18 protein-coding genes and 1 riboswitch are annotated in these 21,004 nt (G+C 31.9%); of the genes, 7 read left to right on the top strand and 11 right to left on the bottom strand.

Features of this window, described 5'->3' with window-relative positions:
• Nucleotides 1-48: 48 nt before the first annotated feature.
• Nucleotides 49-723 (bottom strand): phosphatase PAP2 family protein, encoded by a 675-nt coding sequence (locus tag LFT63_RS09820; RefSeq protein WP_017637014.1) that lies wholly within the window; start codon nt 721-723, stop codon nt 49-51.
• 481 nt (nt 724-1,204) lie between these two features.
• On the opposite strand from LFT63_RS09820, the gene LFT63_RS09815 reads away from it, so the two are divergent.
• The gene (locus LFT63_RS09815) at nt 1,205-1,450 is read left to right on the top strand and encodes a hypothetical protein (protein WP_026083468.1); all 246 of its coding nucleotides are present in this window, start codon (nt 1,205-1,207) and stop codon (nt 1,448-1,450) included.
• 53 nt (nt 1,451-1,503) lie between these two features.
• On the opposite strand, the gene LFT63_RS09810 is transcribed toward LFT63_RS09815, so the two are convergent.
• From LFT63_RS09810 to LFT63_RS09800, 3 genes are all read right to left on the bottom strand, one after another.
• The gene (locus LFT63_RS09810; protein ID WP_029056574.1) at nt 1,504-1,875 is read right to left on the bottom strand and encodes a DUF2294 domain-containing protein; all 372 of its coding nucleotides are present in this window, start codon (nt 1,873-1,875) and stop codon (nt 1,504-1,506) included.
• A gap of 118 nt (nt 1,876-1,993) precedes the next feature.
• Nucleotides 1,994-4,570, bottom strand: coding sequence for a DUF2309 domain-containing protein (locus LFT63_RS09805; protein ID WP_340768959.1), 2,577 nt, complete (start codon nt 4,568-4,570; stop codon nt 1,994-1,996).
• Nucleotides 4,571-4,584: 14 nt separating this feature from the next.
• A complete protein-coding gene (locus LFT63_RS09800; RefSeq protein WP_029056576.1) occupies nt 4,585-6,084 on the bottom strand; it encodes an NADH dehydrogenase subunit 5 in 1,500 nt (499 codons plus the stop codon).
• A 616-nt stretch (nt 6,085-6,700) separates the two neighbouring features.
• On the opposite strand from LFT63_RS09800, the gene LFT63_RS12660 reads away from it, so the two are divergent.
• The 3 genes from LFT63_RS12660 to LFT63_RS09795 all read left to right on the top strand — a co-directional run bounded on the left by LFT63_RS12660 (nt 6,701) and on the right by LFT63_RS09795 (nt 8,457).
• On the top strand, nt 6,701-6,805 hold the full coding sequence (locus tag LFT63_RS12660; RefSeq protein ID WP_445684205.1) for a hypothetical protein: 105 nt from the start codon (nt 6,701-6,703) through the stop codon (nt 6,803-6,805).
• Between the two features lie 65 nt (nt 6,806-6,870).
• Nucleotides 6,871-6,939 (top strand): hypothetical protein, encoded by a 69-nt coding sequence (locus LFT63_RS12655; protein WP_219906379.1) that lies wholly within the window; start codon nt 6,871-6,873, stop codon nt 6,937-6,939.
• A gap of 660 nt (nt 6,940-7,599) precedes the next feature.
• Nucleotides 7,600-8,457 carry a trypsin-like serine peptidase gene (locus tag LFT63_RS09795; RefSeq protein WP_029056577.1) on the top strand — a complete coding sequence of 286 codons (858 nt, stop codon included), beginning with the start codon at nt 7,600-7,602 and terminating at the stop codon, nt 8,455-8,457.
• A 103-nt stretch (nt 8,458-8,560) separates the two neighbouring features.
• On the opposite strand, the gene LFT63_RS09790 is transcribed toward LFT63_RS09795, so the two are convergent.
• The 5 genes from LFT63_RS09790 to xpt all read right to left on the bottom strand — a co-directional run bounded on the left by LFT63_RS09790 (nt 8,561) and on the right by xpt (nt 14,895).
• Nucleotides 8,561-9,760, bottom strand: coding sequence for a GTP-binding protein (locus LFT63_RS09790; RefSeq protein WP_029056578.1), 1,200 nt, complete (start codon nt 9,758-9,760; stop codon nt 8,561-8,563).
• Between the two features lie 218 nt (nt 9,761-9,978).
• Entirely contained in the window at nt 9,979-11,520 is a 1,542-nt protein-coding gene (guaA, locus tag LFT63_RS09785) for a glutamine-hydrolyzing GMP synthase (RefSeq protein ID WP_017638437.1), read from the bottom strand.
• Between the two features lie 25 nt (nt 11,521-11,545).
• Nucleotides 11,546-13,012, bottom strand: a complete 1,467-nt coding sequence (gene guaB / locus LFT63_RS09780; protein WP_017638438.1) for an IMP dehydrogenase — start codon at nt 13,010-13,012, stop codon at nt 11,546-11,548.
• A gap of 36 nt (nt 13,013-13,048) precedes the next feature.
• A complete protein-coding gene (gene pbuX, locus LFT63_RS09775; RefSeq protein ID WP_017638439.1) occupies nt 13,049-14,317 on the bottom strand; it encodes a xanthine permease PbuX in 1,269 nt (422 codons plus the stop codon).
• Nucleotides 14,317-14,895: a xanthine phosphoribosyltransferase gene (gene xpt / locus LFT63_RS09770; protein WP_017638440.1), complete on the bottom strand. Its 579-nt coding sequence runs from the start codon at nt 14,893-14,895 to the stop codon at nt 14,317-14,319. The genes pbuX and xpt overlap by 1 nt, the downstream gene beginning before the upstream one ends.
• A 264-nt stretch (nt 14,896-15,159) precedes the next feature.
• A riboswitch (purine riboswitch) is annotated at nt 15,160-15,262 on the bottom strand.
• A gap of 214 nt (nt 15,263-15,476) precedes the next feature.
• Between xpt and LFT63_RS09765 the strand changes: the two genes are divergently transcribed.
• From LFT63_RS09765 to LFT63_RS09755, 3 genes are all read left to right on the top strand, one after another.
• Nucleotides 15,477-15,884, top strand: coding sequence for a general stress protein (locus LFT63_RS09765; protein ID WP_340768955.1), 408 nt, complete (start codon nt 15,477-15,479; stop codon nt 15,882-15,884).
• A gap of 162 nt (nt 15,885-16,046) precedes the next feature.
• Nucleotides 16,047-16,715, top strand: a complete 669-nt coding sequence (locus LFT63_RS09760; RefSeq protein WP_029056580.1) for a hypothetical protein — start codon at nt 16,047-16,049, stop codon at nt 16,713-16,715.
• Between the two features lie 117 nt (nt 16,716-16,832).
• Nucleotides 16,833-17,732 (top strand): hypothetical protein, encoded by a 900-nt coding sequence (locus tag LFT63_RS09755; protein ID WP_340768953.1) that lies wholly within the window; start codon nt 16,833-16,835, stop codon nt 17,730-17,732.
• A 54-nt stretch (nt 17,733-17,786) separates the two neighbouring features.
• Here LFT63_RS09755 and LFT63_RS09750 read toward each other — a convergent pair whose 3' ends face one another.
• Nucleotides 17,787-19,268, bottom strand: a complete 1,482-nt coding sequence (locus LFT63_RS09750) for a glycosyltransferase (protein ID WP_340768951.1) — start codon at nt 19,266-19,268, stop codon at nt 17,787-17,789.
• 40 nt (nt 19,269-19,308) lie between these two features.
• On the bottom strand, nt 19,309-20,997 hold the full coding sequence (gene tarL, locus LFT63_RS09745) for a teichoic acid ribitol-phosphate polymerase TarL (protein ID WP_340768948.1): 1,689 nt from the start codon (nt 20,995-20,997) through the stop codon (nt 19,309-19,311).
• Nucleotides 20,998-21,004 lie beyond the last annotated feature (7 nt).

The following is a 21,004-nucleotide window of genomic DNA, read 5'->3' as shown; positions in this document are numbered from 1 at the left end:
CTTTTAAAATTTAATACGTATATAATATCACTTTTAAAAAGACATTAACTATTTGCCTTTTAACTTTAATTTTTTAAACAATGGATATACAGCAAGCCATAGTGCGATCCAGGCCAATGCTAATGTGACACCACCAATGACGTCTGTAAGGTAGTGCGCATGAAAGTATAATCTACAAAATAATATACTTAACCACAATATGATCGCAATAACGAGCATTGCGTACCTCAATATAGCATGGCGAACTACTGGTATAATCACAAAAATCATTGTTACAAATAATAGCGTACTGGCATTAGAATGACCACTAGGGAATGAATATCCTTTATCAACGACTAAATGATTAAACGGTCTTGTACGTTCTATTGTCATTTTGATTAATATGTTCATTAATGTGCCACTTAAAATCGTTAAAATAAACCATAAAGCAATATGTTTATATCTAAACATTAAAACTACTGTAATAATAAGTGACATAATAATTACACCACTGACGTCGCCTATAGTGGCAGAAAATGTCATATAATGATTGAACCAATTACCTTCAAAATTTCGATGTGGTGTACCAAATTCCTGAGTAAGCCAATGTAATGACTTTAAATCAAGTGTTTTTAAAAATGCGCCTTCATGAGTAATACGCAATGCAACAAATATAAACAAGCACACACTGATCAAAAATAAAGGAATGGTAAATTTTCCTGTCGTTATTTTGTTGTTTATCATATAATCTCCTCTATCTCTTACAAACTTTAGTTACTTAACTCTTATATCATATACAAAATGACCATATGTTGGGCTCGGCCTTATGTCGGATTTTAATTATGTTAGATTTGCTATTTGATAACTGTGTCCATCAAAATCTCTTGGACTAAGCCATCGTTTGTACCATTATTTAAACGTCGATTATTTTGACCTATATTCATTATATTTCGTTAATGATATTTTTTGTGCTTTCAACCATTACATGTATTATATACGATTCAATCGCTTAAAGTGAGGTTGAGATACCATTTATAATTGATATTAAATGACTATAGTGCCTTTGAATTCTCATACCTTTTGCATATAAATTATTGTATAATTGAAATAATAATAATAAAAATCTAAAAATATAGCTATCACACGTTAAAAACGTATTCAAATATAAGTACTGTAATCATTCAACTGTACCCATTTATGTTTGATAGTTAGAAAGGTATCCTTTATGAGCAAAATAATATTAATCTATTGTGCCTTGTTAATTACATTATTTCGCTTTTTCTTACCTATTCATCCCTCATTTGACACACTATTATATTGGTTATTCATTCTCTATATGATACCTATTATTTTATGTATTGTCGGTTTCAAAGGTGATAAATTACTAGCATCTATGATTATTTTTCCGAATTTATTAGGTATCATTTATAGACTTTATGTTTACGTGATGTACTTATTATATTTAAAATAAAAAACAGTATGACCTTTGTCTATTAACGTAAAATCATACTGTTCCTATATAAATCAAGCTTGGTTGATTAATTTTTCAAAGTTGTCTTTTAATTTAAAGACAATCACACGTTCACCTGTAACGGTACTTAAATCGCTATGAAAACTGACTACTTCAATTCCTGTAATTTGATGAATAATGTTATTAAGATCATTTTGACCCGATTCAACTAATTCAGATCTTGTGCGTTTAATATTCAATAAACCTTCATTCGTCTCACAAACGCGATATTCTGCAGGTGTTAATATTCCTTGCAAATTGATAATCACCATATCTCTTAGTATGTCAGTTTTAACAGATAAAGAACCTCTTCCTAAATAATCCTTTTCCCATTGAGTGATCGCTTTACTAATTTCAGCTTCATATACACCTTTAGACTTTTTCATATAGACGACTCCTAATTATTGATTACATATAGTTTAACATTTTCCATATTATTCGAAAATAACATCAAAAACGCCATAACCAATTGTTATCTCTTAAGTAAGCTATCTATATTTACATTTACCAATCTTTCCAACTATGATTTTCATCAATACTTGCTAAACGTACCCATCCGTTATCAACTTTTTGAGCGAATTTTTGATTATCTGCTAATAAACGTTGAATATGCGTATCAGGTGCTTGAATAACGACTAATAAACGTATTGGCGAATGGTAAATTTCGTTATCTTGAGCCATTACTGATTGCCAAGGCAAACCGTACATTAAGTCACTAGAGTTACCTTGCATGACACCAAGTCCAGATGTGACTGATTGAGTTCTCTTATTACCACTACCATAGTAATGTGGTGCTACAGTTGAAGCATAATATTGTAGGTTAATCCATTGTGCAACTAGTGCTGGTCCAGAAATAATTGTATTGAGTAAATGACCATCTTGATCCTGTGTCCAATCATAATTATGCAAGAATGCTCGCGCTTCTAAATTACTATTTTCAGTAATTGAACGTTTACCAATAACAAACTCAGCATTTTTAGCTAACCCCCATTCGGGTCTTATCTCGCTCCAATCACTCGCATATTGATATGCTGCTGCTACTGGATCTTTATGCTCTTTATTTAAGTTAGGCAAGTTTGCCAAACGTTCTAAATTAGCTTTATAACTTACTTGTGGCATAACAGATTCTATTAAATCAAACGCTTGTTGTGCACTTTCTGTTAATTCTGGGACATATATCCATTCCAACTTATCTACTGAGGTCTTATGTTCTGCCGCAACAAAGACAGTTTCATCAGGAATATTAATGTTATCTTGTTTCAGTGCTTCTCTTACAGAAGACATATTGCATAACATCGCTAACAATTTAGCATTAAATCCACTTGAAGCCCCTCCACAAGCACCACACTCTAGTGAAGAATGATAAGGATTATTATGAGATTCACTACCGTGTCCACCTAATACGACAAGTGGAGCAAAATCTTTCGTTAAATCCATTAATTGTAGTGCTTGTTTACTAAATTGAACTTGCTCTTCTTCCGTTAAACCAATAGGAAGTTCTGAATATACATGATGCTCTCTATCAATGGTTAACTTTGTTTCAGGTTTGTTAAGCCATTTTTTAGTGAACCGATGCGCAAATTGTCTTGCATTTGTTGGTATTAACGTATTGGCAATGGTATTTAGACTTAAAAATGGCCCACTTAATTCTGGTAATAATAGACTAGGTAGAACATTATGTTTCATTAATTTAAACGTATAAAGCATTGATGTAATTGTATGTTGTTGTTGCTGATAATATTCTAATTTATGGCGATCTGCGTATTCTTGAATTTTGTACGCTGGTGGTACCATGACAGGTAAAGATTCATGATCGAATTGTGCGTCAATAACTTCTTTTTTAATAGGTAAACCAAAGAAACCGGCAATACCTATTGTTTCAAATGGGCCTTCTCCTTCGAGATGACGACGAAACGGTTCAGAACGGACATCGATACAAAACGCTAACTGGGCTTGTGTCTTTTGTGGTTCACTATCTGAATTTGACGACTCATAAATTGTATCTACTAAATCACGTTCATGTGTTTCTTCCCATGCATCAAGCCATAATTTTTGGAAATACTGTCTATGATATGTTCTCGCAAAATCTAAGTATCTTATTTTATCTTCTTTAGATAATTGATCCCACTCTTCAAGTGATAAATGACCATAAAACATTAATGCTATAACTAAATCTACGTCTTTATAGTGATAAATATTAGACACGTTGTATTGTTCTTTAGTTGTTGATAATAAAATATATTCAGTGGCTAATCTTATTGCTATGTAATCTGTTAAGAGTTGACGCTCTGATTCATTTTCTTCTGCTCTATAATACATCATCCCAGCCCAACCTGGTAAAGCTAACAACTGTCCTTCTATATAAGCTTGCCAGTCTGCACTTTGAATATTCAAATCTGTTAATACTTGGCTAATCATTTCGTGTGAAGTAGATGCACACTGACGAACAAGTTGTCTTGCTTGTTTAGACAGATTAGGATCATGTTGTGCTAAATGTAACCATGCAGTATAAAAGCCTTGCTCTCTCTTAGGCATAGTCCAACTAGATTGAAACTGGTCTAAATACAGTTTAGACCACTTAATCATATGCATATCTACCTCATCAATTAATCGTTCACCTTTTGCATTAACACTATCCGCACTCTTAGGTCGGTATAAATCTTGATTTACATCTCTGTTTGAAACCTTAGGTAAAGTTTCAAAGATACGATGACGCATAGTAGTATTTAAAAGATCATCTGAAATTGGTTCAATATGTTTAATGTTATCTATATAACTTTTTTCAAATTCGGTTTCTACTTTGATATTAGACGATTGAATCGCTTCATTTAATAATGTTTCAAAGATTTCTTCATCTATCTCACCATGTTGTACAGCATTTTCAATCGCTCTATAATTAGGATAAATATCGACATCTCTTATATCTTTTAGCCATGTAGCTATTTCGTTAAATGTTTGTCCTTCCAAACCTTCCCAAGGATTTCTCGCAGCAAAAATAGAAATTGGTGATAACGGTGTAATGACACGCTTAGCCTCAGAGACAATCATTTCGATATTGTTATTTTGTTGTGAATTAACCATAGTTTTTCACCCTTTTATAAATACTTTTTCAAATATGTTGGATGGCTTTCAACTGAAGCTGATTTCGCCTCACCCAATTTAACTAACCATAAATACAATACAGCAAATGCATGCGAGTTACGATGTCGTGATACCCAAATACTAAATACACTTCCAAATACTAAGATAGCAATGCTTATAATGCTACTTATAATCGGTGGATGCGTCACACTAATATCCACTGTGCTTAATAAATATTTAAAGAAATGATGCGTCACAATATAAACTACAGCAACAATAATAATCATACAAACACCAACCACTTTACCCATAATCGTCTTACTAAAGGCAACTAGTTGATTCCATGACACCATTAACGACCATGCTAGTATAAGCGAGCTAATTAGCTCATAAGCGCTATGATCACTATTCATCCAAAATAGCACTGCAATCACTAACGCCAATAGTCGACCTAACAAGATCCATCCATATGATCTTTTAGCACTAGGTGGCGTTGGTATATTAAATCTGCCAACTACAGATCCAGATTGTAAAAATAATGTTGCTTTAAATACGCCGTGTAACACAAGATGAATAATAGCTGCCGAATATGCACCTAATGCACATTGAACAAGCATAAAGCCCATTTGACTCATTGTAGATCCTACAAGTTGTCTTTTATAGTCGACATGAACCAAACTGATTCCTGAACCAAGTAACACTGAGACACTCGCAATCAACAATAAAACTGTAATCGCTATTGCATTATCAAATACAGGTGCGAATCTTGTTAATATAATCCCACCAGCATTGACTATTCCGGCATGCATAATAGCTGATACAGGTGTCGGTGCTGCAACAGATTCAATTAACCAACTTTGGAAAGGAAACTGTGCTGCGGGAATAATTACAGCAAGTACAATACATAAATCTATAATTAATTTCATACCAAAAGATAAATGACTATAATCAACTGCTACTTCATCAATATACCAATGACCTGTAAAAATATATAACAAACCAACAGCTACAACTAATGCTAGCCATCCAATTAAAAATAATTTAGCAGAAATTTTAGCAGCCTCATGTGGTACTTTCCAGAAACGATTAACTCTAATTAATAACGTAAGGCATAATAATGTTGCGCCCCAACTTACAACCATAAATCTTAAATCACCACTTAACCATGCAACAGATGCAAAAACGGTAATCAAAGTGAATAATGGGAAATATTGACGATAATTTTTATCTCCAAGCAAATAACGAACACAAAACTTTTGGATAATAAAACCTAATATTAAAATGAAACTTCCCATTAACCAAGCCAATTTATCTAATTTAAAAGGGCCAATGATAAGTTGATTTGTCGTTGAAAATAATCCAATCAGTCCTACAATGATAGGTAAGACAAGTATATACATATGTATCTTAATATATTGAGTGGGAACTTTAGCAGATAAAAATACTAAACCACTCAACATAGCAATGAGTAAAGTGATAAGGAACACAATTAAGAGTGCATTCATACTTAACATCGATACCTCCTCTGTTTAAATTTACGTACTATAAAAAGCCTACAATAGACAATATCCCACACTCTGAATTATGAGAAACATGCTACTATAGGCTTCATTTCAACTTGAAATATCATCAACATTACGACTTGAATTTTAAATAAGTTAGCGGTCTTTACTCCTTGTGAAAAAGTCGACTTAACTTTTCATTTTCCTCGCATTTTAAATCTACGTATGTATTTTAATCTTAGAATGATGTTATTTCCTTTTAAAAAGCTACCTTTTTAATTTTCTGTGTCCGGTCAAAAGCCAACTATTCTTTCACTCTCGATAAACACTATAATTTTATAGCAATCATCGCTAGCTAAAGCTTAATTCTACTTTTGATCATATTAATATTAATATAGTCGATGATATTAACTATGTCAAATCTCATACCAATAAGGACGCTAATTTTATATGAAAATTCAATATCTTTACAACTTCAAAACAGCCATGTAAAGCTTTTGTAAAGGCATTTAATAGTTAATACACTTAGGCATGAAATTCTGTGAGTTATTCAATGAAAACGCCCAGTTATGACCTTCAAAATACAAGTTAGGAAATTTCGTCATAAACCACCCTTTATCTCGTTACAATGTATTTAACAAGTCAAACAAAGGAGGTAATTATAATGGAAATCATCTCAGGCATTGTTTCTTTAGTAAAAACAATCATCGACCTTGTAAAAGGTAATAAATAATTCGTCTTTAATGACGATTATATGTATTTAAATAACACTAATCCATTTAAAAGGGAGGGCTTTACATGAGTATTATTTCAGGTATCGTTTCTTTAGTGAAAACAATCATCGATCTTGTAAAAGGCAATAAATAATCTAATATTATTCAAAAATTGCACTAACCCAATAAATAACTCATTCTGATTGAAAAGGAGGACTATCAATGGAAATCGTTACAAGCATCATTTCAATCATCAAAACTATCATTGGCTTTTTCAAATAAAGACAATAAATATATAAAAGAGGCGAGACATTAGGTCTCGCCTCTTTTAGTTTGCATTACAATAATACGGAAATGAACGGTTCAAACAGTTTACACCTTATTAGATATAATATGTCCATCTCATTCGTTCCTATTGATTGTGTCATTAAAAAACATCTAACTCTACATGAGAGCTAGATGTAATCGGATAAAATGATTTCTTTGTTACAATAAAAAATATCACATTTATATAAGAAAAGATATAGATATTTAGTGAATTATTCTTTAAAGCAACATTTTTATGATTCGAAAAGTCGTTGTTTTATTTTATGCAGTAATTAGCAATTTATATTATTGCTATTATTGTTACATTTTACATATTTATTATTATTAATTAATCAATTACTATAAATTTTAGATTTTCTATTGTAATACAACTTATTTCACATATAATGAAACTGATTGATGATAATAAATTTACAATAATCATTATTTTATTTTGACTTTCTTTAAAATTTCGTATCAACTTTAAAAAACAAAGGGGACTTCTATTTTGTCATATTTCAAACCAATAAAAACGATTATTAGCAGTGTCATGATCACTACAATTGCGTTGACAGCCACTGCAACATTTTCTCAACAAGCGCATGCTGAAACAGATCATTACTACCGTGATGGATTAAATTCTCCATCTGACCAACAAGCTTATCCCAAAGCTAAGAAAATAAGTAAAAACTCAATCAGTATTGAACATTATACAAAAGCTAATAAAAATAATTTAAAAGCAATTGGTCGAGTTTCTAATATGAATGGCCATAAAGGTAAAGGCAAAGATTCAATGGGCACAGGTACAGTTATCGGAGATCATACGTTTGTTACAAATGCTCATGTTATTGATGATAAAAATGGGAAAGCCGCTTCAGCGAAATATATCTCATTCGCAATGAACCGAGATGGGAAGCATATTCCTTATAAATTCCATGCCTCTGATGTAAAAAAATTATCAGGTTATGATATAGCTGTTGTTCATACCAAAGAGAAAATGTCTAAATATGTTAAGCCAATACGATTAGCAACTGACAAGGAAATCAAAGGATTAAAATTTAATACACCATTATATTCATTAGGATATCCATGGCAAAATGGCGACAATACTAAAGCTTATTTTAGTAAATTAAGATTCGTCCAATTTTCAGCAAATGGTACTGAAATTATGACAAAAGATATTTTCAGAGCTGGTGCTTCTGGTTCTCCTATGTTAGATGGGAAATATTCAAAAATTTATGGTCTTCGTACTTATGGTTATAATTTATGGAATAATTCTACAGATAAATATGCCAAACAAGAAATGGCTGGCGGAGAATCATTTAAAGGAAAAGCCGGTAAATTTGTAAAAGATAATATTAAATAATTTAAAGGTACGCTCTTGTACTACTGTTACTTTATAAGTAGTACAAGGGAGTATCTTTTTTATATGTAGTTTTCACGTGAAACTTTATTTTTTAAAATCTAAATTATTGGGATGTAATCGTCCAATGATACGGGTCTGACAATTGTGACCAATCTGCATCAATTTCATTACTATTGATTAAACATTGATCTAAATCTTTAATGATTTGCTCTTGATTCAAATTTGTACCGATAATAACAAATTGTGTATGACGATCTCCATATTCTAAATCCCATTCTTCTGCAACATCAGGTCTTTCTTCTAAAATCATTTCCTGTTTTGCACGCGGCATACTCGCTACCCAGTATGTTACTGGATATATCGATTGAGACGATCCAGCTTGAGAAAATAGACATGCAACTTGATTATATTGAGCTAACCAGACTATTCCTTTAGCTCTAACAATATTTTCCGGCATGTGTTCTAACCATTCATTAAATCTTTCAGCATGGAAAGGTAATTGTCGTCGATATACAAATGAAGAAATTCCATATTCCTCGGTTTCTGGTGTATGTTCCGCATGGCCCCCTTCTGTTAATTCTTTAATCCAGCCCGCAGATTCACTTGCTTTTTCAAAATCAAAACGTTGTGTATTTAATACTTCTGATAAATCAACCTTAGCATTTACAGTTTTAATCACTTTCGCTTCAGGTTGAAGTGTCGTTAAAATTTGTTCTAATCGATTTAATGCATCTTTTGATACTAAATCTGTTTTATTAATAATCATCACATCGCAAAACTCTACTTGGTCAATAAGTAAATCCGCAATGGTACGTTCATCTTCATCACTTACACTTTGATCACGATCTATTAATAAATCTTCGGAATTAATATCATTAATAAATCGATTAGCATCTACAACCGTTACCATTGTATCCAATCGACAAATGGCTGTTAAATCAATCCCTAATTCTTCATCGATATAAGAAAACGTCTGTGCAACAGGTACTGGTTCAGAAATACCTGTGGATTCAATCACTATTTGATCAATATCACCCTTTTTAACAATACGTTCAACTTCTTTTAGCAAATCATCGCGCAACGTACAACAAATACAACCGTTTGATAGCTCGACTAATTTTTCATCAGTTCGAGATAAACCTCCACCTTCTGCTACTAAGTCTTTGTCGATATTCACTTCGCTCATATCATTAACAATAACCGCAATTCGTCGTCCCTCACGATTTTGTAAAATATGATTCAATAATGTTGTTTTACCAGAACCTAGATACCCACTTAACACAGTTACTGGAATTTTAGCCATAATAAACTCCCTTTCTTTTTCTGTTATGTAAATAGTAATTATTACGCTTTACATTCTATAGGATTATTTCCGATTAATCAATAAAGATTTAAAATAAGATTATCGAAAACAGTCCTTAAAAATATTGAACAATTTATACATGGCTTATTCAAAGCAAAATAAAAAGGCTAGAAAAACCGCTAATATAGGGTTTCTAGCCTTAATTTTAAATTATTTTATTATTCCCACTCTATTGTACTAGGTGGCTTAGAAGTAATATCGTAGACAACGCGGTTAACGTGGTCAACTTCGTTAACAATACGGCTTGAAATCTTTTGTAAGACTTCCCAATCGATACGAGCAAAGTCACTAGTCATACCATCAATTGATGTTACAGCACGAATTCCTACTGTATGATCGTATGTACGATAGTCACCCATAACACCCACAGATTGAATACCTGGAAGTACAGTGAAGTATTGCCAAATGTCTCTTTCAAGACCTTCTTCTCTAACTACTTCTCTTAATATCGCGTCTGATTCACGTACGATTTCTAATTTATCTTCAGTAATTTCACCAAGTACACGGATACCTAAACCAGGACCTGGGAATGGTTGTCTCCATACTAAATGTTCTGGAATACCTAACTCGATACCTAAAGCACGTACTTCGTCTTTAAACAACGTGTTAATTGGTTCGATTAATTCAAATTCCATATCTTCAGGTAATCCACCTACATTATGGTGAGATTTAATTGTTTGAGCTGTTTTAGTACCTGATTCAATTACATCTGTATAAAGTGTACCTTGCGCTAAGAAATCTACGCCTTTTAACTTAGATGCTTCATCATCAAATACATAAACAAATTCATTACCAATGATTTTACGTTTTTGTTCTGGGTCTGATACACCAGCTAATTTATCCATGAAACGATCTTGTGCATTAACACGAATAATATTCATGTTGAAACCTTCACCAAATTGTTCCATAACCATGTCGCCTTCACCTTTACGAAGTAAACCATGGTCGACAAAGATACAAGTTAATTGATCACCAATCGCTTTGTGTAATAATACAGCAACAACAGATGAGTCTACTCCGCCACTCATGGCACATAGTACTTTTCTGTCACCTACACGTTCACGAATTTTTTCAATTTCGATTTCAATAAAGTTCTCCATTGTCCATTCGCCTGTACAATTACAAACACGACGCACAAAGTTTCTTAATAAATCATTACCGTATTCAGTATGACGTACCTCTGGATGGAACTGAACACCATAAATACGACGAGATTTATCTTCGATAGCTGCATAATCTGTGCTTGGGCTATCAGCAATAACTTCAAATCCTTCTGGAATCTCGATCACTTTATCTGAATGACTCATCCATACAGTTTGTTCTGATGGTAAGCCAAAGAATAATTCATCAGATTTCGCATTAATGATTGCTTTACCATATTCACGTTCATTGGCACGCTCAACTTTACCACCTAATAATTTAGTAGTTAATTGCATACCATAACAAATACCTAATACAGGAATACCTAAGTTATAAATTTCAGGGTCGATAGTAAATGAACCTTCTTCATAAACTGAATTAGGACCACCTGATAATATAATACCTTTTGGATTCATACGTTTAATTTCTTCAATAGAAATTTCATGGTCGTGTAACTCACTATATACACCCATTTCACGTATACGTCTTGTGATTAATTGGTTGTATTGGCTACCAAAGTCTAAGACAAGAATTAACTCTTGCTCTTTCGCCATTTCCATAATTGTCGTTCTCCTTTAAATCTTATTAGAATGAATAGTTTGGTGATTCTTTAGTGATTTGAACATTATGTGGGTGGCTTTCTGCTAAACCAGCTGGTCCCATACGTGTGAATTGTGCTTCTTCACGTAATTTTTCAAGATTTTCAGAACCAGTATAACCCATACCAGCTCTTACACCGCCCATAAGTTGATAAACTGTATCTTGTAAAGGTCCTTTATAAGCTGTACGGCCTTCAATACCTTCTGGTACGAATTTCTTAGGCGTTTTATCTTCTTGGAAGTAACGGTCATTTGAACCTTTTTCCATAGCACCTAGAGATCCCATACCGCGATATACTTTGTATTGTCTACCTTGGAATACTTCAGTAGCACCAGGACTTTCTTCAGTTCCTGCTAATAAGCTACCTAACATTACAGCGTGTCCACCAGCTGCCAATGCTTTAATGATATCTCCAGAGAATTTAATACCGCCATCTGCAATAATTGCTTTGCCTTGTTTACGTGCTTCAGTTGCACAATCATAAACAGCTGTAATTTGTGGTACACCAACACCTGCAACTACACGAGTTGTACAGATTGAACCTGGTCCAATACCAACTTTAACTACATCTGCCCCCGCTTCAAATAGTGCTTTAGTCGCCTCAGCAGTTGCCACATTACCAGCAACTAATGTGATGTCAGGATATTTTTCTTTGATATGTTTAACTTGTTCGATAACACCTTTTGAATGACCATGTGCAGTATCAATAACAAGTGCATCAACGCCTGCTTCTACTAATTTTTCAGCTCTAATATCAGTATCTTTAGAAATACCAATAGCTGCCGCTGCTAATAAACGACCATTAGCATCTTTAGCTGCATATGGGAATTCTAATACCTTTTCAATATCTTTAATTGTGATTAGTCCTTCTAAACGGCCATTTTCTACTAAAGGAAGCTTTTCAATTTTATGTTCTTGTAAAATTGATTCTGCTTCATCTAACGTTGTACCTACTGGAGCTGTAATTAAGTCTTCTTTAGTCATTACATCTGAGATTTTAATAGAAAAGTCTTCAATAAAACGTAAATCTCTATTAGTAATAATACCTACTAATTCTCTATCTGTTTTATTGTTAACAATTGGAACACCTGAAATACGATATTTACCCATTAAAGCTTCTGCTTCAAAAACACTTTCATCAGGAGTTAAATAGAACGGATTACTAATAACGCCATTTTCTGAACGTTTTACTTTTTGTACTTCATCAGCTTGCTCTTCGATACCCATATTTTTATGGATAACGCCTAGTCCACCTTGTCTTGCCATCGCAATTGCCATTTTAGATTCTGTAACTGTATCCATACCAGCAGAAATAATCGGAATGTTCAATTGAATTTTATCTGATAAACGAACGCTTAAATCAACATCACTTGGTAACACGTCTGATTGAGCTGGAATTAATAATACATCATCGAATGTTAATGACTCTTTAGCAAACTTATTTTCCCACATTTAAAAACAGCCTCCAATATTATATAGTTTGTTCTATTATTTCACATTTTCTTCACTTTGTTTATAGTTTATACCATTAAAAAAGAAATTTAGGATAATTGCTGAGATAGCACCTAAAACAATTCCATTTTGAGTTAACCATGCAAATTGTTCTCCTAAACCTTTAAATGCTTGTGGTACGGCACTAATTCCTGTGCCTAAACCAACTGATACAGCAATAATTAATAAGTTATTTTGATTTGCAAAATTAATTTTACCTAAAATACTCACACCATATGCCATTACCATACCAAACATTGCTATCATAGCACCACCTAATACTGGTAATGGAATAATGTTAGCTAAAGCACCTAATTTAGGAATACATCCGCAAATAAGTAATAAGATTACCATTCCATAAATTACTTTATTCTTCTTAGCGCCTGATAAAGATACAAGCCCAACATTTTGAGAATAAGCAGTATATGGGAATGCATTAAACATAGATCCTATTACTATAGCTAGACCTTCCGCAGTGTAACCTTTACGAAAATCTTTTCTTTCTAATTTTTTCCCAGTAATCTCACTTAATGCGTGATAGACACCTGTTGATTCAATTAAACTTACAATGGCTACTATAAAGAATACTAACGTTGCACTTAAATCAAATCCAAATCCTGAAAATCGGAATGGCATTGGTATACCAACCCAATTGGCTTCTCCGACTTGTTTGATATCCACAATACCAAAGATAGCTGCTAAAATTGTTCCGATAACCAACCCTATTAAAATAGCGATTGATTTCAAGAATCCTTTAGTAAATCGTTGGAGAATTAAAATGACAATCAGTGTAACGCCGCCTAAAATGATATTTTTAGGATTACCATAGTCTTTAGCACCCTCGCCACCTGCTAAATAATTCATTGCAACTGGCATAAGATTGATACCAATAATTGTTACAACACTTCCTGTTACTACTGGTGGGAAGAATTTAACTAAATGAGAGAAAAATGGCGCTATAATAATCACTAAGATACCTGATAGGAATAATGAACCGTATAATACACCTAATCCTTTTGTCTGACCGATTAAAATCATAGGTGCAACCGCCGTAAAGGTACACCCTAGGACGATTGGCAATCCGGTACCTGTTACCTTATTAACTTGTAAGAATGTAGCAATACCACACATGAAAATATCAACTGTAACTAAATACGCAATCTCTTCTGGTGTGAATTTCAAACTAGTACCAACGATAATCGGTACTAAAATCGCTCCTGCATACATGGCTAATAAATGTTGAATACTAAGAATAAAATTCTTCATTAATTTTCACCTAATAGCGTCACTTTATTACCTTTTAATGAAGCCACCTTACATAATGAAGATACATTCAATCCTTCATCTTCAAGTCTTTGACGACCATTTTGGAAGCTCTTTTCTACGACAATACCAACGCCTGCAGTTTTAGCATTGGCTTGTTTGACAATTTCGTTTAATCCTAGTGATGCATCACCATTAGCTAAGAAATCATCAATAATTAAGACTGTGTCATCTTCACCAAGAAATTCTTCAGAAACGATAACTGTACTTGTCTTATTTTTAGTAAATGAATGGATATCTGTTTGATAAAAACCATCTTTCAAAGTACTAGGTTTTGCTTTTTTAGCAAATAAACATGGTACATCAAAATGAAGAGCAGCCATAATGGCTGGTGCAATACCAGATGCTTCGATAGTTAATATTTTAGTAATACCTTCATTTTTAAACTGATTATAAAATGTTTGCCCTACTTCATGCATTAACTTTGCGTCAATTTGATGATTTAAAAAACCGTCTACTTTCAAAATCTTTTCATCAATGACTACACCATCTTCTTTTACTTTACGTCCTAACGACTCCACCCGGAAAACCTCCTCAAATTTATGTAATCCATAGACTTGTTGATACAAAAAAATCCCCAAACTTTGATTAAGTTTCAGGATCTATGAGGGAACGTGCAATACATTGCGTCAATTAGCAAATAAAGAAGTAGATACGTCAAATTAATCGATAATTAAATGTATACAAATAGATAAAGGACCTTTGTAAGATTGCATAACAAATCCCTATATCAATAACACATTTAACATTAGCCCTTCATATTTTGATCGATTTAAACTGCTCCTAAGTATTGAGTTGTTACCCATAGTCATGTCGTTCAAGGCGACATGGTAGAAACTTCTAAAGCCATATTCTTTAGATTATATGAGTCATATAAATTATTTAATGATGATAGCAAATTTCAGCTACTTTTTCAATATCTATCATACACTATCATCCTTGTCTTATCAGTAGTTCTCACTGAAAGCGTTTTGATTTTTAATTTAAAAATAAATTTGGTAAATAAATCAGTAAAATTATATAATTATATAAACAAAAGTTTTATAATTATAGGGCAAGGGTATAGAATTTGAACTAAGAGAAAAAATAAGGGGCGATAATCATGGCAGAAATTACAGTAGTAGAAAATCAATCAGAATTATACAACGCGATTAACCAAAAGAAATCTGAAGGCTATTTAGAAAGCGAATTAGCAGTTATTAGTCGTTCAAAATTACATTTAGATGATTTACACGATTCTCAAATTAGTTTAATTGCTACAAGCGGTTCATTTAGTGACCGTATGTCTAGATTACTTATTGGTGAAGACGGCGAACAAGCTGTGCTTACAAGATATAATCTAAGTGATGACGAAATCGAAAGTCATAAACAAGACATTTTGGACGGTAAATTTTTAGTTATTGCTAATCGTGACCGTTCTTCTCATAATGAAGTTGAAGAACATAATGCAGCATATGAAGAAATTGACATTACACATTATGCTTCTGAATCAAAAGGACCAAAATCATAATTTGCTAATGTTAAAACAATGCTAAGCATGGCACTATAACTGATACGCAATGTCGTTACAGTTATAGTGTTTTTTTATAAATATTTTCATACACATTCATCTTTCCGTACCAGGTACAAAGTTATGATATAATTTACAAAATATATTTTCGGGGGTGTCATAATGGTATTTAAAACGATAACGTCTGCTAACGACCCATATTTCAACGAAGCATTACAAATTTACGATTCAAAATTAGACATCAGCCTCACAGAAGACAGTCATATTTTCAAACAATCACTTGAAAATAATAAGACTGAAAAAGATTATGCATTTATTGTTGGTGTTGAAAATGATGAAGTTGTTAGTATGGCTAGTGCACATTACGAAGCAACAACAAATTCTGCTTTCCTCATTTATCTCATCACTAAGAACAAAGATAACCATGATGAGGTCATGTCTAAGACATTAGAAAAAATTGAAGAACAACTAAATGTTCTATCTAACGACATTCATGATAGAGATATCAATTTTATAATGATGGAAGTTCCAAGAGAACCTCTAACAACTGACGAAGAAACAAATAAAGTACTTGAGCGTCGCAGACAATTTTTATATGAACATCAATTCGAAAAACAAACCGAAATTGATTATATTCATCCAAATTATACTAATGATGAAGATCCCAAAGAAATTGACTTGTTTATCAAAGCTAACATTCTTTTATCAAAAGATATTTATGGCACAAGTGTTAAGTCTAACTACATTCTTAAATATGTCTTCGCCAACCGTATTTCAAGAGATATAATATATCCATTACTTGAGCAAATGAAATTAAGAAGCCCTCTGTAACAAAACTTGAAATTAACTATAAATAACGGTAAACTATCATATGAGGTAAGACTGAGGTTTCACTAACCGTAGACAACCGTCAGTATACATAAACCATAATATGAAAGGACTTTATTAATGTTAACTAAAGAATTCGCACAACGCGTCGAGCTAAGTGAAAAACAAGTCCGTAAAATCGTCCAACATTTAGAAGAACGTGGCTATCAACTTAGTAAGACTGAATATCGTGGACGTGAAGCAACTGATTTTAAAGAAGAAGATATCGAATTATTTAAAGATATTGCTGATAAAGTAAAGCAAACTAATAGCTATGATTTAGCATTTGAAGAATTAGAAAAGGAAAAAGATTTCCTTCAAGTCTTAGTAAAAGAAGATAATAGTCAATTACCAACTGATCAAAATATTTCACAATTGGTAGAAGACTTACGTAGTGAAATTCAAAAAATGCGTGAAGAACGTCAAATGTTAGGCCAAATGATTAGTCAAGTTCATCATCAACAACAAGAATTGAAAGAACTGCAAAGCCAAATTACTTCTAAAATAGATGCTAACACTGAATCATTAAAAGCGATTCAAACTACACAAGATGCAATACAATCAACACAACAATCTCATACTAAAAAGTTAGATGAGCAACAAGCTATTACTTCTGAATCAAAACAAAGCAATAATGATGTTGTGAATAGTACTTCAAGCCAAAGTACTTCATCATCACAATCAACGTCACTTTCCTCAAGTGAAAATAATTCAGAGCAAAATAAAACGATTGCATCTACATCAGTGTCAACAACTACTGACAGCTTGAGCACTTCTAATAGTGTTGATAATAAAAAAGAAAGTACATCATTAAGTACTTCAGAACAATCAACTCAAGCAAAATCTACATCTCATTCAACATCTACATCTGAAGTATCTAATACTAATAAAGACCATGTTGAATCACAATCTTCTCCTCTAGCTCATCAAGAGCCTAAAGAAGAGAAAAAAGGATTTTTCGCTAGATTATTTAACTTATAATAAAAAAGAAAAGTGTTAGGACAAAGTTGTAATTGTCCTAACACTTTTTTAATTTTATTTAAAAATATTAAGCCCTTGATTCATTATCTTTTCAGGGCTAAATAATCCTACAACATTATTTCTTGCGTTTTCACCAAGTCGATTCGCTAAATCTTTATTATTAATAATTTCTAAAACTTTTTCAGCCATACTTTCAATATCTTTATTTTCAATCAAATATCCATTCTCACCGTCTTTTATAAAATCAGATGGACCATATTTAATATCAAAAGCTACTACCGGTTTTCTTTGTAACATTGCCTCGGCAATACTCAAACCTTGAGATTCCACTTGAGAAGTTGAAACAACACAACCAAATTTTTTAATCTTCTTCAAAGGTTCATTTGTATAACCAAGCAACTTAACATTATGCTGTAACTGTTTTTCCTTGATCATTCGTTCCAAATTACCTTTTTCTGGTCCATCCCCATATATATGAAATTCTATGCTATTATCTTTTGATATTACTTTTTCAGCGACTTCCAATAGATAATTTAGACCCTTTGTTGCTACTAACCTAGAGACTTGTCCTACAACCTTATGGTGTTTATTATTTAAATCATCCTTTTGAATATCTATAAAGTTACTAATCACATATAAGTTTTTGATGTCATATTCTGTAATAATGTCTTTCTTTTGTCCTTCTGTTAATACAATGACACCGTCTATCAAACCTGCTTTTTTCAATATATAATCTTCATGTTTCTTTTTAGCACCGCTATTATCAAAGTTTTTATGATGGTTAGTGTGAATAACCGAGAATTTTTTGGCCTTTTTATGGTTAGTATTTAACATTTTAGGAAAGCTACCTGGACCATCACAAATCATAATACTATTTTTATCATCTTTAACTAGCCTGTCTAAAAAATAACTACAAAATTCAACATTATTACTAAACTGCTTTTTCTCATTAATTAAATAAGTATTGCCAATCACACCATTTTTAGCACTGATCTGTCTATATAAATATAGATAAGTTTGGTTATCATAAAATTGTTCAGCAACAAGTTTATTATCTTTATTAAATACATCAACTTTATGTATTTTGTTATTACATAAATATACTCGTTTTAATCGTGTATTATTTTCAAATACATCGATAACGCTTTGTTGGCGATTTATCTTTCGTTTATAAGCTATGTATTCACCACTTTTATTATTGAAAAATCTTGATATATTTTTATTTTGTTTTATCTCCACAGTACCTTTTAACATTTTTGCTAATTCTTTATATGGATGACTATTTTTCTTTCTTATTAATTTGTTAGATTTCTTTTTAAAATAGATAAATGGATTAAACATTTCCGTTCTTTTATCCATTTTATTTGAAGATACTAAACTTTTGAGAATACTATCATAATGTATTTTATAATCAAAAGTGACAATATGTCCTTTGATTTTATGATCTAAGAAGTACTTACTTCTAGTAAGCATAGCTGTTGTCATGCCGCCTTTATTAACATCTAACTCATGCACTATCATATATGCTTGCTTCATTGATGACCTCCTTGCTGTCATTGCTTAATGCACTTCACTTCTAACTACCAAATAAATGTCTAACCAATCGTTCACTTGACCTGCCATCTTGATATTTAAAATGTTTATTTAAAAAAGGTTCTACTTTATATTGATCAAAGTCTTCATTATTAAGCGAATCCATTAACGCTTCAAATGTTTGCACTATTTTACCAGGTACAAACGTTTCATAACTTTCATAAAAATCTCGTGTCGTAATATAATCTTCTAAATCAAATGCATAAAATAACATCGGTTTTTTAAATACTGCAAATTCATATATTAATGAAGAGTAATCACTAATCAAAATATCCGTAATAAATAACAAGTCATTTACTTCTCTTAATTCAGATATATCCAAGAAATACTTTTTAAATTTATTCGGAATTTTCAATTTATTTTTAACAAATGGATGCATTTTAAATAAAACTATGGCATTGTTATCTTCGCAATATTTAGCCAACCTTTGGAAATCAATTTTAAAGAACGGATAGTGTGCAGTATGATGTCCGCTTCCTCGAAATGTTGGTGCAAATAATATCACTTTTTTTCCTTTAATATTAGGTATTACTGTTTCCATTTTATTAATAATTTTAGTTTTATATTCTTCATCAAATAAGATATCTGTTCTAGGTACTCCAGTAGGTATTACATTTTGTTCTTTTATTCCAAATGCTTCTGCGTAATACGGAATATCATTTTCCGAAGAAACATATGCTTTAGTATAGTTTCTATGATTAAGAGAATTAAAGAATGGCCCACCCTTTTTTCCTGTTCTACTAAACCCTACTGTCTTAAAGGCCCCAACTGCGTGCCAAACTTGTATAATCTCTTGTGACTTGCGAAATTTAACTTTATAAAGCATAGGGTGATAATCATCAACGAAAATATAATCTGCTTTTCCTAATAAATATGGGAATTTAAATTTATCTTTAAACTTTCTTCTTTCTGTAATATGGGGTTTGAATAAAGCATGAATATCGTATTTTTGGTCTAAATTAACTTTAATCATTTCATCATATATGAATTTGAAGTTACCAGACATATTTGACCTTGAATCCGAAGTAAATAATACTGTTTTACCCTTTCGAAGATGGAAAAACTTAGTAACATAAAATATTGATTTGAAGATACTATCTCGAATGTTATATGCATAACTTCTATATTTAAGTCTCATCTCTTTATACATCTCTATTAACATACTATTTCTCTTTCTAGGCACCTTATACATTACATTTAATACAAGTTCGTTTACTTCACTTGAAATTTCAGGTTTAACTGTATAAACAGTGGTACTAGAGTTCCCACCTTTATGGAATTCTTTCATTAACCTTTCAAGTAAAAAGTTCACTTTTGCGTTTGAAGTTTCCAGAGCTTCATACAAGGCTAACTCTGTCTCATCAAGTTGTTCATAAAATTGATTAATGACTTCTTGATTCATAGTAGCAATATGTTCTTCTTGTTGTTTATTAACTAGTAGGTACTGTCCTGAAGATAAATAATAACCATTATCAAGAATAGCCACATTAAATCGACAAATAAATCTATTTTCATTAATTTCAACTTGATTAGCTTTTAATTCTTTTGTTTCTGTTAAGTTTCTTAAAACAAACTCACTATTTTCAATATTTAAATTATCTACATGTCCTTCTATAAATAACTGCACTCTTTCCCAATAAATATTATCTATATATAGTTTTGTCTTGATCAATATGAGC

The organism is Staphylococcus sp. FSL H8-0121, assembly GCF_038008425.1.
Classification (GTDB): Bacteria; Bacillota; Bacilli; order Staphylococcales; family Staphylococcaceae; genus Staphylococcus; species Staphylococcus pasteuri.
The sequence above is the reverse complement of the archived record's forward strand: the minus strand, read 5'-3'. Positions and strand labels throughout refer to the sequence as shown.

Coding starts and splice junctions, on each gene's coding strand:
- LFT63_RS09755 (WP_340768953.1), top strand. CDS start 16,833: ATGTTAACTAAAGAATTCGCACAACGCGTCGAGCTAAGTGAAAAACAA.
- LFT63_RS09750 (WP_340768951.1), bottom strand. CDS start 19,268: ATGAAGCAAGCATATATGATAGTGCATGAGTTAGATGTTAATAAAGGC.
- pbuX (WP_017638439.1), bottom strand. CDS start 14,317: ATGAAGAATTTTATTCTTAGTATTCAACATTTATTAGCCATGTATGCA.
- guaB (WP_017638438.1), bottom strand. CDS start 13,012: ATGTGGGAAAATAAGTTTGCTAAAGAGTCATTAACATTCGATGATGTA.
- guaA (WP_017638437.1), bottom strand. CDS start 11,520: ATGGAAATGGCGAAAGAGCAAGAGTTAATTCTTGTCTTAGACTTTGGT.
- LFT63_RS09815 (WP_026083468.1), top strand. CDS start 1,205: ATGAGCAAAATAATATTAATCTATTGTGCCTTGTTAATTACATTATTT.
- LFT63_RS09820 (WP_017637014.1), bottom strand. CDS start 723: ATGATAAACAACAAAATAACGACAGGAAAATTTACCATTCCTTTATTT.
- LFT63_RS09765 (WP_340768955.1), top strand. CDS start 15,477: ATGGCAGAAATTACAGTAGTAGAAAATCAATCAGAATTATACAACGCG.
- LFT63_RS12660 (WP_445684205.1), top strand. CDS start 6,701: ATGTATTTAACAAGTCAAACAAAGGAGGTAATTATAATGGAAATCATC.
- LFT63_RS09790 (WP_029056578.1), bottom strand. CDS start 9,760: ATGGCTAAAATTCCAGTAACTGTGTTAAGTGGGTATCTAGGTTCTGGT.
- LFT63_RS09760 (WP_029056580.1), top strand. CDS start 16,047: ATGGTATTTAAAACGATAACGTCTGCTAACGACCCATATTTCAACGAA.
- LFT63_RS09805 (WP_340768959.1), bottom strand. CDS start 4,570: ATGGTTAATTCACAACAAAATAACAATATCGAAATGATTGTCTCTGAG.
- LFT63_RS09810 (WP_029056574.1), bottom strand. CDS start 1,875: ATGAAAAAGTCTAAAGGTGTATATGAAGCTGAAATTAGTAAAGCGATC.
- LFT63_RS09800 (WP_029056576.1), bottom strand. CDS start 6,084: ATGTTAAGTATGAATGCACTCTTAATTGTGTTCCTTATCACTTTACTC.